Genomic DNA, 13,617 nt, shown 5'->3' on the forward strand with positions numbered 1-13,617 from the left:
GAACGGTAGGTAGGTAAATATGAACACTAAAGAAAAGATATTTGATGTGTCTTTAGACCTGTTTTCAAAAAAAGGTTATGATTCTGTTTCACTTAGGGAGATTGCAGAAGAGGTGGGAATTAAAAAGAGCTCAATATATAGTCATTACTCATCTAAAGAAGCAATATTAATGGACATATTTGAATACTTGACAAATCTTTTTGAATATGATGAGTTGCTCAACAATAATGAATTGGATTTAAGTGAAGATAATGAAATATTGCTTGAAAACCCTGAACTGTTTTATCATATGGGGTCTGAAGCTATTAGGATAATGTTTTCTGAAGAGAAAAATCTCAAAATTTGGAAATTGATCTTTATCCAGATGAATCATAACGAAACAATAAGGTTGTTTTTCCAGGATGAGATACTAGTTAAGCCATTGAGATTTTGGAGAGGATTCTTTAGTATTCTAAAGGAAAATGGAATTATCCGACAAGACTGTAACCCTGAGCTATTGGCTAAGGAATACTATAGCTTTCCAATTTATTTGCTTTTGGAAATATGTGCAAAATATGATGACATTCCAGAAAGCACTTTGGATAATTTCTTCAAGGAAGCAGAAGAGCATGCCAATTTCCTATTGGATTGCATAAAGGTGAAATGATGGATGATGAAAATTTTAATTTACAGGATTATCTTGCAGAAGGGGCTGAAATAATTGTAAAGGATGCAATTAAGGCATCTCTTAAGAATCCTAAAGAGAGTCTGTTCTTGGCCAAATTTGCAAAGCATACAAGAAAAGCGAGCAAAATTAGACAAGAGTATGAGAAAAAAGGTCAAAATATTCCAATTTTTTTGATAGCAAGCATTACAAGCAGTTGCAATTTGCATTGCACCGGATGCTATTCAAGAGCGAATGATGCATGCCATGACAATGAACCTATCAATCAATTAAGTGGAGAAGAATGGGAAAATATCTTCACTCAAGCAAAAGAACTTGGAATAAGTTTCATCGTGCTTGCTGGGGGTGAGCCTATGATTAGGGAAGATGTTATCAATAAAGCAAGTAATCATCCAGAGATTCTATTCCCAATCTTTACAAACGGGACCCTATTGAATAATGATTATCTAAGATTGTTTGATGAAAACAGAAATCTTGTTCCCATATTTTCCATTGAAGGGGATGAAGAGGTAACTGATTTAAGAAGAGGAGAAGGAGTCTATAATCAGCTATTGAATTCAATGGATTTGATGAGAAAGAACAATATTATATTCGGAGCTTCTCTTACATTTACAAAAGGCAATCTCTCCAATTTGCTTTCAAGGGAATACATCAATCAATTAAGGGATTTTGGATGCAAAGTGATATTTTTCATTGAATACGTTCCAGTAAATGAGGAAACAATAGAACTTGCTCCTGGTGATGATGAAAGGGATTTGCTTTTAGATGAGCTTGAACTTCTCAGAAAAGAGTATGATGATATGCTGTTCTTATCATTCCCTGGAGATGAAAAGACCTCTGGAGGCTGTTTAGCAGCAGGAAGAGGATTTTTCCATATCAATTCCTATGGTGGTGCTGAACCTTGTCCTGCTTCACCGTATTCTGATATTAATGTTAGAGATTCATCTCTTCTTGAAGCATTGGATTCAAAATTGTTCAGGTCTCTTCGTGATGGAGGCATCCTTTTGGATGACCATGAAGGAGGCTGTGTATTGTTTGAACACAAGGATGAAGTGGAAAGAATATTAAATGAATGATTTTTTAAATTTTTAATATCTTTTCTTTTTTTATTTTTTTAATTATCTTTTTTAGCTATTTTTTCGATAAATATAATAATTATTTTAATTAAATTTTTATTTAGATTTATATTATTAAAAATTATTTTATGTTAAAATCATTATCAATTTCAATTAGGTTGTGTTTATTATATTTAATCAAGATTTAGAATTTAAAGGAAAATCAATCCCTCGTGTAGTTTTGGGAAATGCACCGTTTCTTGCAGATGCCTATTTTGGCCATAGGACTCGTTTGTATAATTTAGACTTGCTTAGAAACCCAAACAATGTTAGCAAGATAATCGAAAAGTCATATGAATGTGGAGTAAGGTCCATCAACTTGGCAAACAAGGAAAATCTATTGAAGGCATTCAAAATAGCTTGTGACAATGGAGTTGAAATGCAATCTGTTTCCACAATAGGAAAGACAGAAATGGATTATGTTTTCCCAAATTATGAACAGGCAAAGATGGAAGCTACCTGGAAGGAAGACATTGAAAATTTGGCACAGTTTGATAACTCTGTAATGCTTGTAGATGAGTTCCTTATAGACACATATGATTGGGATTTCATAACTGAGATATTGGATGAGATTAATGGTGCAGGTGTTCCAGCAGGAATAATCACATCTTTCCCATTCAAAACAAGTGAAGAAATAATTGATTCCCCTATTCTTGAAGATAAAAGCCTCTTTGACTTTTACATGATTCCAGTAAACAAGCTTGGATACATGATGGACATTCCAGATTTCAGGTCTGATAAGCAGGATGAACTGAAAGGAATGCTTGATAAAATTGGTAAGAAGGTCATAATCAATAAGATTTTGGCAGTTGGTATTCAAAGACCAGAGGAAGCTTTCAATTTCTTGAATACTTTGGATTTTGCTGATATGGTTTCTGTTGGAATTGCAAGTGAAAGAGAGGCAGAGGAAACATTCAAAATTTTAAATGAAATTTAATATAAATTTATAAATATAACTATTGTTATAAATTATATTGTAGATTATAATAATATTGAAATTAAGATAATTATTTATTTTTATTAGTTTAAGGTGAAGAATATGGAGTTCATTAAGAAAATCCCTGCAATCAGATGGGAAAATGGAAAATATGAGCATGTTGAGGAAGAAACTGTTGAGGATGAAAACATTTATTTCTATATAGACTTCCTCCAGCCACGTAAATTTTCCACATATCCTGCAGATTTGGATGATTTCGCCATCGGATATTGCTTAGGTGATGGATTGGTAAAATCTGTTGATGAGATTGAGAGCATTGAAGTGGATGACAAGAAGGTTATCATCAAAACTGTTCACATGCACACTCCAGAAATTGACCTTGAAAGTGATGATCTGGTTCAGGAAAAGGAAGGCGGAGCTAAACATGCTTGTGCCTGCAGACTTTTGGAATATCAGGGAGTGATGTCTGATAGTGCAGGAGGATGGAGAACTGAACTCAAATCAATTGAACCAGTTGAATCTGACTTGGTAGTAAATGCAACTGAAATTATTGAAAACATGAAAAGGCTCACAGCTAAGGCGGAAATATGGCAAGAGACTGGTAGTGTCCATGTTGCACAATTGGTTTATGGAGACCAGTTCATTACCCGTGAGGATGTTAGCCGTCATGTAGCAGTTGATAAGGTAATCGGTGCAGCAGCTAAGGCAGGATTTGACTTATCCAAATGTTATGTATGCTATAGTGGAAGAATGCCTGCAGATATGCTAATAAAAGTCGTTAGAGTAGGAATTCCTATATTGGTTTCAAATGCGGCTCCTGCAGGATCTGGTTATGATATTGCAGAAAAGGGAAACATCACCATGGTCGGTTTTGTACGTGGTGACAGATTTAACCTTTATACCGCAACAGAAAGAATCAATTTGGATAAATGATTCTTTTTATATTTTTTTAATCTATAATATAACTATTGTTATAATAATATTTTTAGAATTTATTTTAAATTTTTTAAATTTTTTATATTTTTTTTATTTAATTCAATGAAGTGATTGTATGTCAAGTGAAAATCAAAATAAGGTTTATAATCTTCTTATAAGCAAAGGGATTGATTCCTATAATGAATATGAATTCTACAAGGAAAGGATAAACAGCCAAAAGGAGTTCAAATGGAATGAATACAATACTCAAGATGATGAGTTGAACGATGAATTATTCGAAAAAATAGATGTAATTGTATTGCTTTATGGTCTTTATCATCAAAATGAGGAAATTTGTGATGAGTTAATTGATAAATCACAGGAATATGATATTCCATTGCTTTTTGTTCGCTCATTTGGGGTGGAATATGTTGTGGAAGAAATAGTTGAAAAGGCAGATGCTGTAGTTGGCTGGAATCCACATTGCATTATAGATGCAATTCAAACCTTGGTAAAGGGTGAAGAAGAGTGGATCAAGCCATGTGACATTGAAGAGGAATCATAAATTCCTCAATTTATTCTTTTTTTAAAATATTTATTTTCTAATCTTTTCTACATAGATATTGATTAGAATTACGATAATTGCGAGTATTCCTAATCCTAAAATGATCGGATTGACAATTCCCACATAAAAGGTCAATATAATCGCCAATATCAATGCAATAATAAGAATGATCATTCCTCTATTTTTTTGAAAATCCATATTTTCACCTGTAATTTGATAATTTTAATTCAAATAAAAATTTATTAATTGTTTCTTCTTTCCCTAATCAACCTTAAGAACTCTTTTGAATTCTCAACCTCTTTCATTTCCCATGACTTGATTACTGGAATTCCATCAATGGAATCCTTGATCTTATCATCCTTAAGCACGAAGAATGGATCTGAAGATGTTACAAGGGAAAGGTCCTTTAAGCTGATTGCCATTTTCTTCAATGTTTTTGTATTCTGCTCATCCTGAACATTAAGATTTGCTATAAGTGGAGTTTGCTCTTTCTTTCTGGTAGCTATTTCAGCTTTAGCAAGTGCATCAAATGGACTTTTATTGGTTGAAACCACACCAAAACCTAATTTTGCCAAGTTTTGAGCATTTGTTCCTTGAGTTTGATTTAGGCTGCTTGTATCTGCCTTTAGCTTAATGTCTTCCTGATAAGGTTCAAAAAGGTCGATGTCAAGGGTAATCTTTGTATTCAAGATTTCTTCAAGGAGCATTGCAGTTTCAGTGTTTGCTCTCACCATTCCATTTTCATACTTGTACATTGTAGCTCTTGAAACATGTGCCAAATCAGCTAAATCCTTCAAGGATAAGTTGTACTCTTCTCTGTATTCCTTCAGAACATTTCCATTGATTTGAACGTAATATCCTCCACGGTCTGCAAGAATTTCCGGATATTCGTCATAGACAATCATGTTCTTCAAGGTTTCAAGGCCAATTGCAGGAAGCCCATGCCTTTCGTAGACAACATCCTCTTCCAAAATATGATTTTTGGATTTGACTCCTACAATGATTGGACTAGCTAAGAAAACGTTGGAGATTTGCCTAATCTCCTCTACATGAGATTCATTTATACTATCGATATTCACGAGGACTTTTAAAAGTAGAATTAGCAATTTCTTACGAGCCACTATATCAAAGCAGCTTTGTTCATAAATGTTTGATGTTTCAAAGCCCTCTTTGTTTAGCAGTTGATAAACTTCTCGTATTAATTGATTCCTATTTGTTATTGCCATAGGATTGCCTCGTATAAATTCATTGATTTTTGATAATTTTTTGATAGTATTTTTAGATAGAATTTATTAATTAGTTTCAATAAATTTTAATAATATTATTATCTTTTAAGATTAATATAAAATTGACTATTTAATTTTCTAGATTTTTGATTATTAATAGTTAATCTTTAATCGCTTAACTAAATTTTAATTAATCATAGTGGAATTTCAGTGATTTATATGGATTATTTATATATTGGAATTGATGATACAGACTCTCCAGATGGGATGTGCACAACATTTCTTGCATCAACTATCCTAAACGAATTCAAGGACAATGGCATAGAGATTATTGGCCATCCAAGATTGATTCGCCTAAACCCTTTTGCAAGATTCAAGACAAGGGGAAATGGGGGAGTGTCATTCAAATTAACTCTAGATCAAAACATTGATTTGGCAAAGGAAATTGTCCTTAAGTATGTATCAGAGCTTTCAATGTTTGATTGTGACAATACCAATCCTGGAGTTGTATTCTATCAAGGTGAAATCACTGATGAGATGATTGATTACGCATTTAAGGCAATTTACTCAATAATCACTATTGAAGAAGCGGAAGAGTTTGCAAACCATATCGGTGCTGAAATCCATAAGTTCAAGAAAGGAAGAGGGATAATCGGTTCTATCGCAGCTATTTCATGTCCTCTTGAAGATTATACCTATGAGCTATTGGCATATAGGCATCCGTCAAGATATGGAACTGTAAGAAACATTGATTATGATTCTGTTGTTAAAATGGACAAGGAGACATATCCTGAAACCTTTGAAAACATTGATGGCAAGTATTTGGCTATTGAACCTAAAACTCCATGCCCTGTTTTGTATGGAATCAGATCCAACAGCCCAGAAGTTCTGGAGACTGCAAGGGATATTGTCATTCCAAATGAGGAAATTGCCGATTCATGCATTTTCAAAACCAATCAGCACACTGACATGCACATTCAAAATGCAAATTCAATTGCTGAGCTTAAACAGTATTCCTGCTATAGGATAAAAGGATTTGTCAAGGAAAAGCCTCACATAATTGAAGGGGGGCACATGTTTTTCACACTCTATGATGAAAGCGGTGAAATTGAGTGCGGAGCATATGAACCAACCAAGAACTTTAGAAAAGTTGTAGCCAAATTGAGAGCAGGAGATGAGATTGAGCTTTATGGAGGAATAGGTGAACAGAACACTTTCAACATTGAAAAGTTCCAAGTCATAAAGCTAAATGAATTCATTTTTAGAAATCCTATTTGTGAATGTGGCAAGAGGATGACATCCGCTGGAAAAGGAAAAGGATTCAAGTGCAAAAGCTGTGGTAATAAGATTGAGTCAGATGAAAAGGTTCCTGAAAAGATAGAAAGAACTTTAATCAATGGCAAATTCTACGAAACTCCAGTTTCAGCTAGACGTCATTTATCTAAGCCTTTGATTCGCATGAATCTTTAATAAACTTTTTTTTTTTAATTGACATGTTTAAAACATTAATTACCTAATTAATTCTCATTCTCATTTTTTTAACTTCAAATAGATTAATTTATAAATAATAAATATAAAACTAAAATATATGTGATTTAATATTTAATTTATATGTTTGGTTGATTTTTTTTGAAATTCTAATAAATTGAATTAATTATTTATTCATTTTGTTCAATCTTTTTCTTATCATTAATATGGATTAAATATAATTCTTGTCTACAAATATTTCTTAATAAAATATAAATTCACTCATTTTAGGGGGGGGATTTTATTTCAAATGATGATTTAGAAGATATGCAAGATATTCATATGCAAGAGCAGCGTATCCAATATGAGCATATGCATGAACAGCATCTGCAAGATTTGCATATGCAAGAACAGAAATTGCAAAAGGAACACTTGCATAATAAAAAAAGATTTAAACCGAATAGATTAAGAAGGCGGGCGGATAGGGCATTAAAAAGAAGCCCTCCGTGGAGAGAGTATAATCTAACCTTTGTTGTATTGATTTTAGTTGTTATTTCAATGGCTATTGGAGTTATAGAGATTAAAATCACTGATACCATCAGTTTTTTATTGCTGCCTTTAATATATTCCTTAGTAATGGGATTAATTCTTTATTTGGCAAAGCCTTTTAAATACATAGACCTTGAGCAAGCAAAAGTAGCTGAAGGGATCATGGTTTTGCTCATTGGTGTCTTAATTTCAAAATTGGCTATTTCAAGCGGCCAATCCATTGATGTAGTTTTTCATGTAGGTCCTGCTTTGGTTTTACAGCTCTTTGGTGATTTAGGTACTCTTATAGCATTGCCTGTTGCTTTGCTTTTAGGTTTTAGAAGAGAAGTTATCGGTATGGCAAGTTCCATTTGTCGTGAACCTAACTTGGGAGTCATTATTGATAAATATGGTTTCGGATCTCCTGAAGCACGTGGGGTTTTAGCTGTTTTCGTTATAGGATCAATCATTGGTACTCCTTATATCAGCTTCTTATCAAGCATTTGCGTTTCACTCATACCATTGCATCCATATGCATATGCTATGGCATCTGGTATAGGAAGTGCAAGTATGAATGCTGCAGCATTGGTTCCATTAGTGCATACCTATCCATCTATGGCTACCCAATTGGAAGCTTTTGCAGGATGCAGTAATATCCTTTCATTCTGTTTAGGTATTTACATGTGTATGTTTGTTTCCTTGCCTATTGCAGAAAAATTGTATGAATGGCTATCTCCAAGGTTAGGAAAAGGTAATGCACAGCTTGATGATGACGGATATATTCCTGATGAAGTTCATGATGATGAAGAGGAAATAGATAACTTAAACTTAGGTAAAATTGAAAGATGGGGTGCATTGCTTTTTGCGTTTTCAGTCATTGTAACTGTTGGAAATTATGTAGGTTATCACACTCCAATAGTTGATACCTTCATTGGAATGCTTATAATTTCAATCATTACATTTATAGGTATGGCTCTTGAACGGATCAGTCCGGGTCATATCCAATCAATTATTTTCATAAGTATAATTGGTTTGATAGTGGCTATTCCAGGTGTTCCGACTGCTGATTTCGTAGCTCGTTACGTTTCTCAAGTTGAATTGACTACAATCTGTACTGCATTCTTGGCTTATGTCGGTATTGCAATCGGTAAGGATTGGGAAGAGTTTAAGAGAATCGGTTTTAAAGGTGTAATTGTTGCTTTGATTGTAATTACTGGAACTTACCTAGGTTCTGCGTGTATTGCAAATTTAACTTTATTTTTAACTGGAATGATTTAAATTTTTTTCATCCAGTTATTTCTTTTTTTATTTTTCACTTATTCGAACATGTTTGACTTTTTTATTTTATTTAAATAATTTTCATTAATCTTTTACATTTTTTTTAAATAATATTGCTTATTGTACTTATTTAACCAAGTTACATAATATTTGTCTTTATTTAACCTAGTTATGTTCTATTTGTCATTATTTATCACTATTAATCACTATTTGTCATTTTTGAGGAAAAAATAGATTAGTTTATAAATAATAAACTAAAAACTTAAATTTAAGAGTGTATTTTTTATTTTTGAAAAATTTTCATATTATAATTAGGAGTGATTTTATTACTGATCAATCTTCACATCCATTTAGGGAAAAAACTGATAGGGCGATAAAGAAGAGACCTCCATGGAAGGAGTATAATTTACATATTGTCGTGTTTATTTTAGTTATTATTTCAATGTTCATTGGAGTAAAAGAGATTAAGATAACAGATACTATCAGTGTTTTACTATTGCCATTGATCTATGCATTAGTTATGGGATTAGGTCTTTATTTGGCAAAACCTATTAAGTTTGTAGGCAGTAAGCAATCTAAGGTTGCTGAAGGGGCTATGGTTTTATTCATTGGTGTTCTAATTGCTAAATTAGCTATTTCAAGTGGACAATCCATTAATATTATTTTTCAGGTAGGTCCTGCATTGATTTTACAGCTTTTAGGTGATTTAGGTACTCTTATTGCATTGCCTGTTGCTTTGCTTTTAGGTTTCAGAAGAGAAGTTATCGGTATGTCAAGTTCAATTTGCCGTGAACCTAACTTGGGAGTTATCATTGACAAATACGGTTTCAAATCCCCAGAGACTCGTGGAGTTTTGGCTATTTTCGTAATTGGATCAATTATTGGTACTCCGTATATCAGTTTCCTTTCAAGCATATGTGTTTCACTCATACCATTCCATCCATATGCATTTGCTATGGCATCTGGTATAGGTAGTGCAAGTATGAATGCTGCAGCATTGGTTCCATTAGTGCATACTTATCCAGCTATGGCTACTCAATTGGAAGCTTTTGCAGGATGCAGTAATATTCTTTCATTCTGTTTAGGAATTTACATGTGTATTTTCATTTCATTGCCTATTGCAGAAAGATTGTATAAATGGCTTTCTCCAATTTTAGGTAAAGATGATGAGATTACTATTGATGATGAATACGCCATTGAAGGGGTAAAGGATGATAAGTATGCTGCTTCAGAAGATTTAAGTTCAGGTAAGCTTAAAAGATGGGCTACATTCCTTGTAATATTTTCATTTATTGTTGCTATTGGTAATTTCGTAGGTTATAAAACACCAATAAGCGATGTGTTCATTGGAATGCTTTTGATTTCACTTATTACAATTATAGGAATGTCTCTTGAAAGGATTATTCCATGGAATATCCAATCTATCATTTATATAAGCTTAATCGGTATCATAGTTGCTATTCCAGGTGTTCCAACTGCGGAATTTATAGTTCATTATGTTTCCCAAGTTGAATTGACTACAATCTGTACTGCATTCTTGGCTTATGTTGGTATTGCAATAGGTAACGATTGGGAAGAGTTCAAGAAGATCGGTTGGAAAGGAATCATCATTGCTATGATTGTAATTACTGGAACTTACCTTGGTTCTGCAAGCATTGCAAATGTAGTTTTACTCTTAACCGGTATGATTTAAAGAATCTATTTTCTCTTTTTTTTAATTATTTTTCTAATATTTTCAAATATTTTCTTATCTTTATAAGTTTTTTCATAAATTTTTTAATTAACTGATTATTTTTCAATTATTCAAATCAAATTTAGCAATAATTTGTCATGATTTATAATTTTTAGAAATTAAATAGATTAGTTTATAAATAATAAACTTATAATCTTTAATCATAAACTTATATAACTATGTAAAGTTTTAAATGTATACATTAGATTTAGGCGGGATTTTATTACTGACGGTCAACAACACCCTTTTAGGGAAAAAACTGATAGGGCAATTAAGAAGAGACCTCCATGGAAGGAGTATAACTTACACATTGTTGTGTTTGTATTGGTTATAATCTCAATGTTCATTGGAGTTAAGGAGATAAAAATAACAGAAACTATCAGTGTTTTATTGTTGCCTTTAATATATGCGCTTGTTTTAGGATTGGCTCTTTATCTCGCAAAACCTATTAAGTTTGTTGGGCCTAAGCAATCTAAAGTGGCTGAAGGTGCTATGGTTTTATTCATAGGTGTCTTAATCACTAAATTGGCTATTTCAAGTGGGCAGGCAATATCCAGTATTTTTCAGGTAGGTCCTGCATTGATTTTACAGCAAATAGGTAATTTAGGAACTCTATTGGCATTGCCTATTGCACTGCTTTTCGGTTTCAGAAGGGAAGTTATCGGTATGACCAGTTCAATTTGCCGTGAACCTAACTTAGGTGTCATTATCGATAAATATGGCTTCAAATCCCCAGAGACTCGTGGAGTTTTAGCTGTTTTTGTTATTGGATCAATTCTTGGTACTCCATTCATCAGTTTCTTATCAAGTATCAGCGCTTCACTCATTCCTATGCATCCATATGCTTACGCTATGGCCTCAGGTGTAGGTAGTGCAAGTATGAATGCTGCGGCTCTTGCTCCATTGATGCATATGTTCCCATCAATGGCCACTCAATTGGAGGCTTTTGCAGGGTGCAGTAACCTTCTTTCATTCTGTTTCGGTATTTATATGTGCATATTTGTTTCAATTCCGCTTGCAGAAAGAATGTATGATTGGCTAGCTCCCCATATCTTAGGTCATGATGAGATAATAAGCATTGATGATGATTATGCCATTGAAGAGGTAAAGCATGATAAGTATGCAACTACTGATGACTTGACTTTAGGTAAGCTTGAGAGATGGGCTACCTTCCTTGTAATATTCTCATTTATTGTGGCAGTGGGAAATTATATAGGATTCAATACTTCAATAATTGATGCATTCATTGGAATGCTTTTGATTTCACTCATTACAATCATTGGGATGTCTCTTGAAAGGATCATCCCATGGAACATTCAAGCAATCATTTATATAAGCTTAATCGGTATTTTTGTAGCAATTCCAGGTGTTCCAACATCTGACTTCCTGGTTCATTACGTTTCCCAGATTGATTTGACTACAATATGTACTGCATTCCTGGCTTATGTTGGTATTGCAATCGGTAATGATTGGGAAGAGTTTAAGAAGATCGGTTGGAAAGGAATCATCATTGCTTTAATTGTGATTTCAGGTACTTACCTTTGTTCTGCAGCTATTGCTCATATAACTTTAGTTGCTACAGGAATGGTATAATTAAATTCTTTTTTTTAATATTCTTTAATTTTCAATTTTAACTTTTTTTAAAATTTTTAAAATGTCCATTTGGAAAATTCTTTTTTTCATTGGATTAATTTTTTTTTATTGTATCAATTTATTATATAGTAATAATAAAAATAAGATTATGATTATTAATCAATTGTCTGAATATTTGATTCATTTAAGATATGAGGATATTCCTAAGGATGCTATTGAAAAGGCTAAATCATGTTTCATTGACTATTTGGCAGTTTATTTAAGAGGTTTAGAGAGTGATAATGCTCAAATAGCCATAAAAACCATTTATGAATTATATGGCAATGATTTTAATTCCTTAAATAAAGGATTCATCAATGGAATTGCTTCACATAGCTTGGATTTGGATGATGGCCATAGATGGGCACAATTGCATCCTGGTTCAGTTGTCTTTTCAACAGTTTTGGCATTGATATCAGATGGGAATTTGGACTTGGACATCACATCTGAAGAGTTCCTTGAAGCGGTTATAGGAGGATATGAAATAGCTATTGCTCTTGGAATGCTCGTCAATCCAGATCATAGAAATCAAGGGTTCCATAGCACTGGAACAATAGGCACATTTGCTGCTGGAGCAGTAGCATCAAAGCTTTTAAAATTGAATAAGGAGAAAACAGAACATTGTTTTGGTTTATGTGCAACTCAGTCTTCAGGACTTCTTGAAGCAGATCATGCAGGAACAATGGGAAAATCAGTGCATGTTGGAAATGCAGTTTACAATGGAATACTGTCAGCATATCTTGCTAAAAATGGATTTACTGGTGGTGAATCATTAATTGATGGAAAAGAGGGATTCATTAAAACCATGGCTTCAGATCTATTTGATAGGCATTGTGATGATAATGGCAATTTAGATGATTCAAAATTATCCCAGTTCATTGATATGAATTTAAACAAATTCCATATAAACAATGTCTATTTAAAGAAATATCCATTCTGCAGACATATTCATTCGGCAATTGATTCAACTTTAGCTTTAAAGAATGATTTGAAAGATTTGAAAGATTCAAATAATTTGAAAATTGACTGTTCAGACATCTCTTCAATTGATATAGAAACATATAAGATTGCAAGTGAGCATGACAATTATACTCCTAAAAATGAACAGGACTTAAAGCAATCATTGCCTTATGCAGTAGCTATTGCATTGGTTTTAGATGATTTGAGCTTGGATTCAATTGATGAATTGATTGACAATGGTCTTTTTGATGAAAAATCATCTGATAAGGACATTTTGAAGATAAAAGAAATTGTAAGCAAGATTAATATTGATAACAATGATGAATTGAATCAAATGACTCCAGAAAAAAGACCATCTAAAGTAACAATAAAGTTCAGTGATGATTCATATGAAATCTTGGAGGAAACCACTTATTATCCATTGGGAGAAGTGGAAAATCCTTTGAAAGAAGAGGATGTTCTAGAGAAATTCAAACTTTTAAATCCTAAGTTTAATATGAATAAGTTACAAATAATTAAACATATGGAAGATTATTCAATTCAAGAAGTTTTTGAAGAATTGGATTTATTAGATTAAAATTCTTTGATTTAAAAATGA

12 protein-coding genes are annotated in these 13,617 nt (G+C 32.7%); 10 read left to right on the forward strand and 2 right to left on the reverse strand.

Annotated features, from left to right (window positions below; translation table 11 throughout):
- The first annotated feature begins 19 nt into the window (after positions 1–19).
- The 5 genes from QZU90_RS02765 (at position 20) to QZU90_RS02785 (ending at position 4,196) form a co-directional block, all read left to right on the forward strand.
- Entirely contained in the window at positions 20–646 is a 627-nt protein-coding gene (locus QZU90_RS02765) for a TetR/AcrR family transcriptional regulator (RefSeq protein WP_296855411.1), read from the forward strand.
- On the forward strand, positions 646–1,740 hold the full coding sequence (locus QZU90_RS02770; protein WP_296855413.1) for a radical SAM/SPASM domain-containing protein: 1,095 nt from the start codon (positions 646–648) through the stop codon (positions 1,738–1,740). Before QZU90_RS02765 ends, QZU90_RS02770 begins: the two co-directional genes overlap by 1 nt.
- Positions 1,741–1,900: 160 nt before the next feature.
- On the forward strand, positions 1,901–2,716 hold the full coding sequence (locus QZU90_RS02775; protein WP_296855415.1) for a hypothetical protein: 816 nt from the start codon (positions 1,901–1,903) through the stop codon (positions 2,714–2,716).
- A 102-nt stretch (positions 2,717–2,818) separates the two neighbouring features.
- A complete protein-coding gene (gene fdhD, locus QZU90_RS02780) occupies positions 2,819–3,649 on the forward strand; it encodes a formate dehydrogenase accessory sulfurtransferase FdhD (RefSeq protein WP_296855417.1) in 831 nt (276 codons plus the stop codon).
- Between the two features lie 118 nt (positions 3,650–3,767).
- Positions 3,768–4,196: a nuclease gene (locus tag QZU90_RS02785; protein WP_296855419.1), complete on the forward strand. Its 429-nt coding sequence runs from the start codon at positions 3,768–3,770 to the stop codon at positions 4,194–4,196.
- Positions 4,197–4,226: 30 nt separating this feature from the next.
- Here QZU90_RS02785 and QZU90_RS02790 read toward each other — a convergent pair whose 3' ends face one another.
- Both QZU90_RS02790 and QZU90_RS02795 read right to left on the reverse strand, forming a co-directional pair.
- Positions 4,227–4,394, reverse strand: a complete 168-nt coding sequence (locus QZU90_RS02790; RefSeq protein ID WP_296855421.1) for a hypothetical protein — start codon at positions 4,392–4,394, stop codon at positions 4,227–4,229.
- A gap of 44 nt (positions 4,395–4,438) precedes the next feature.
- Positions 4,439–5,416: a transcriptional regulator gene (locus tag QZU90_RS02795; protein ID WP_296855613.1), complete on the reverse strand. Its 978-nt coding sequence runs from the start codon at positions 5,414–5,416 to the stop codon at positions 4,439–4,441.
- Between the two features lie 216 nt (positions 5,417–5,632).
- Here QZU90_RS02795 and QZU90_RS02800 point away from each other — a divergent pair, with 216 nt between their 5' ends.
- From QZU90_RS02800 to QZU90_RS02820, 5 genes are all read left to right on the forward strand, one after another.
- A complete protein-coding gene (locus QZU90_RS02800; protein ID WP_296855423.1) occupies positions 5,633–6,892 on the forward strand; it encodes a tRNA(Ile)(2)-agmatinylcytidine synthase in 1,260 nt (419 codons plus the stop codon).
- Between the two features lie 324 nt (positions 6,893–7,216).
- Positions 7,217–8,695 carry a DUF3100 domain-containing protein gene (locus tag QZU90_RS02805; protein WP_296855425.1) on the forward strand — a complete coding sequence of 493 codons (1,479 nt, stop codon included), beginning with the start codon at positions 7,217–7,219 and terminating at the stop codon, positions 8,693–8,695.
- Between the two features lie 289 nt (positions 8,696–8,984).
- Positions 8,985–10,388: a DUF3100 domain-containing protein gene (locus tag QZU90_RS02810; protein WP_296855427.1), complete on the forward strand. Its 1,404-nt coding sequence runs from the start codon at positions 8,985–8,987 to the stop codon at positions 10,386–10,388.
- 354 nt (positions 10,389–10,742) lie between these two features.
- Positions 10,743–12,020: a DUF3100 domain-containing protein gene (locus QZU90_RS02815; protein WP_296855429.1), complete on the forward strand. Its 1,278-nt coding sequence runs from the start codon at positions 10,743–10,745 to the stop codon at positions 12,018–12,020.
- 148 nt (positions 12,021–12,168) lie between these two features.
- A complete protein-coding gene (locus QZU90_RS02820) occupies positions 12,169–13,596 on the forward strand; it encodes an MmgE/PrpD family protein (RefSeq protein WP_296855431.1) in 1,428 nt (475 codons plus the stop codon).
- Positions 13,597–13,617: the final 21 nt, after the last annotated feature.

Origin of the sequence: uncultured Methanobrevibacter sp., from assembly GCF_902784195.1 — an archaeon.
GTDB lineage: Archaea > Methanobacteriota > Methanobacteria > Methanobacteriales > Methanobacteriaceae > Methanobrevibacter.

What these genes read in the sequence shown, in the direction of transcription:
- QZU90_RS02765 (WP_296855411.1), top strand. Translation starts at nt 20, where the DNA reads ATGAACACTAAAGAAAAGATATTTGATGTGTCTTTAGACCTGTTTTCA.
- QZU90_RS02770 (WP_296855413.1), top strand. Translation starts at nt 646, where the DNA reads ATGGATGATGAAAATTTTAATTTACAGGATTATCTTGCAGAAGGGGCT.
- fdhD (WP_296855417.1), top strand. Translation starts at nt 2,819, where the DNA reads ATGGAGTTCATTAAGAAAATCCCTGCAATCAGATGGGAAAATGGAAAA.
- QZU90_RS02785 (WP_296855419.1), top strand. Translation starts at nt 3,768, where the DNA reads ATGTCAAGTGAAAATCAAAATAAGGTTTATAATCTTCTTATAAGCAAA.
- QZU90_RS02790 (WP_296855421.1), bottom strand. Translation starts at nt 4,394, where the DNA reads ATGGATTTTCAAAAAAATAGAGGAATGATCATTCTTATTATTGCATTG.
- QZU90_RS02805 (WP_296855425.1), top strand. Translation starts at nt 7,217, where the DNA reads ATGCAAGATATTCATATGCAAGAGCAGCGTATCCAATATGAGCATATG.
- QZU90_RS02820 (WP_296855431.1), top strand. Translation starts at nt 12,169, where the DNA reads ATGATTATTAATCAATTGTCTGAATATTTGATTCATTTAAGATATGAG.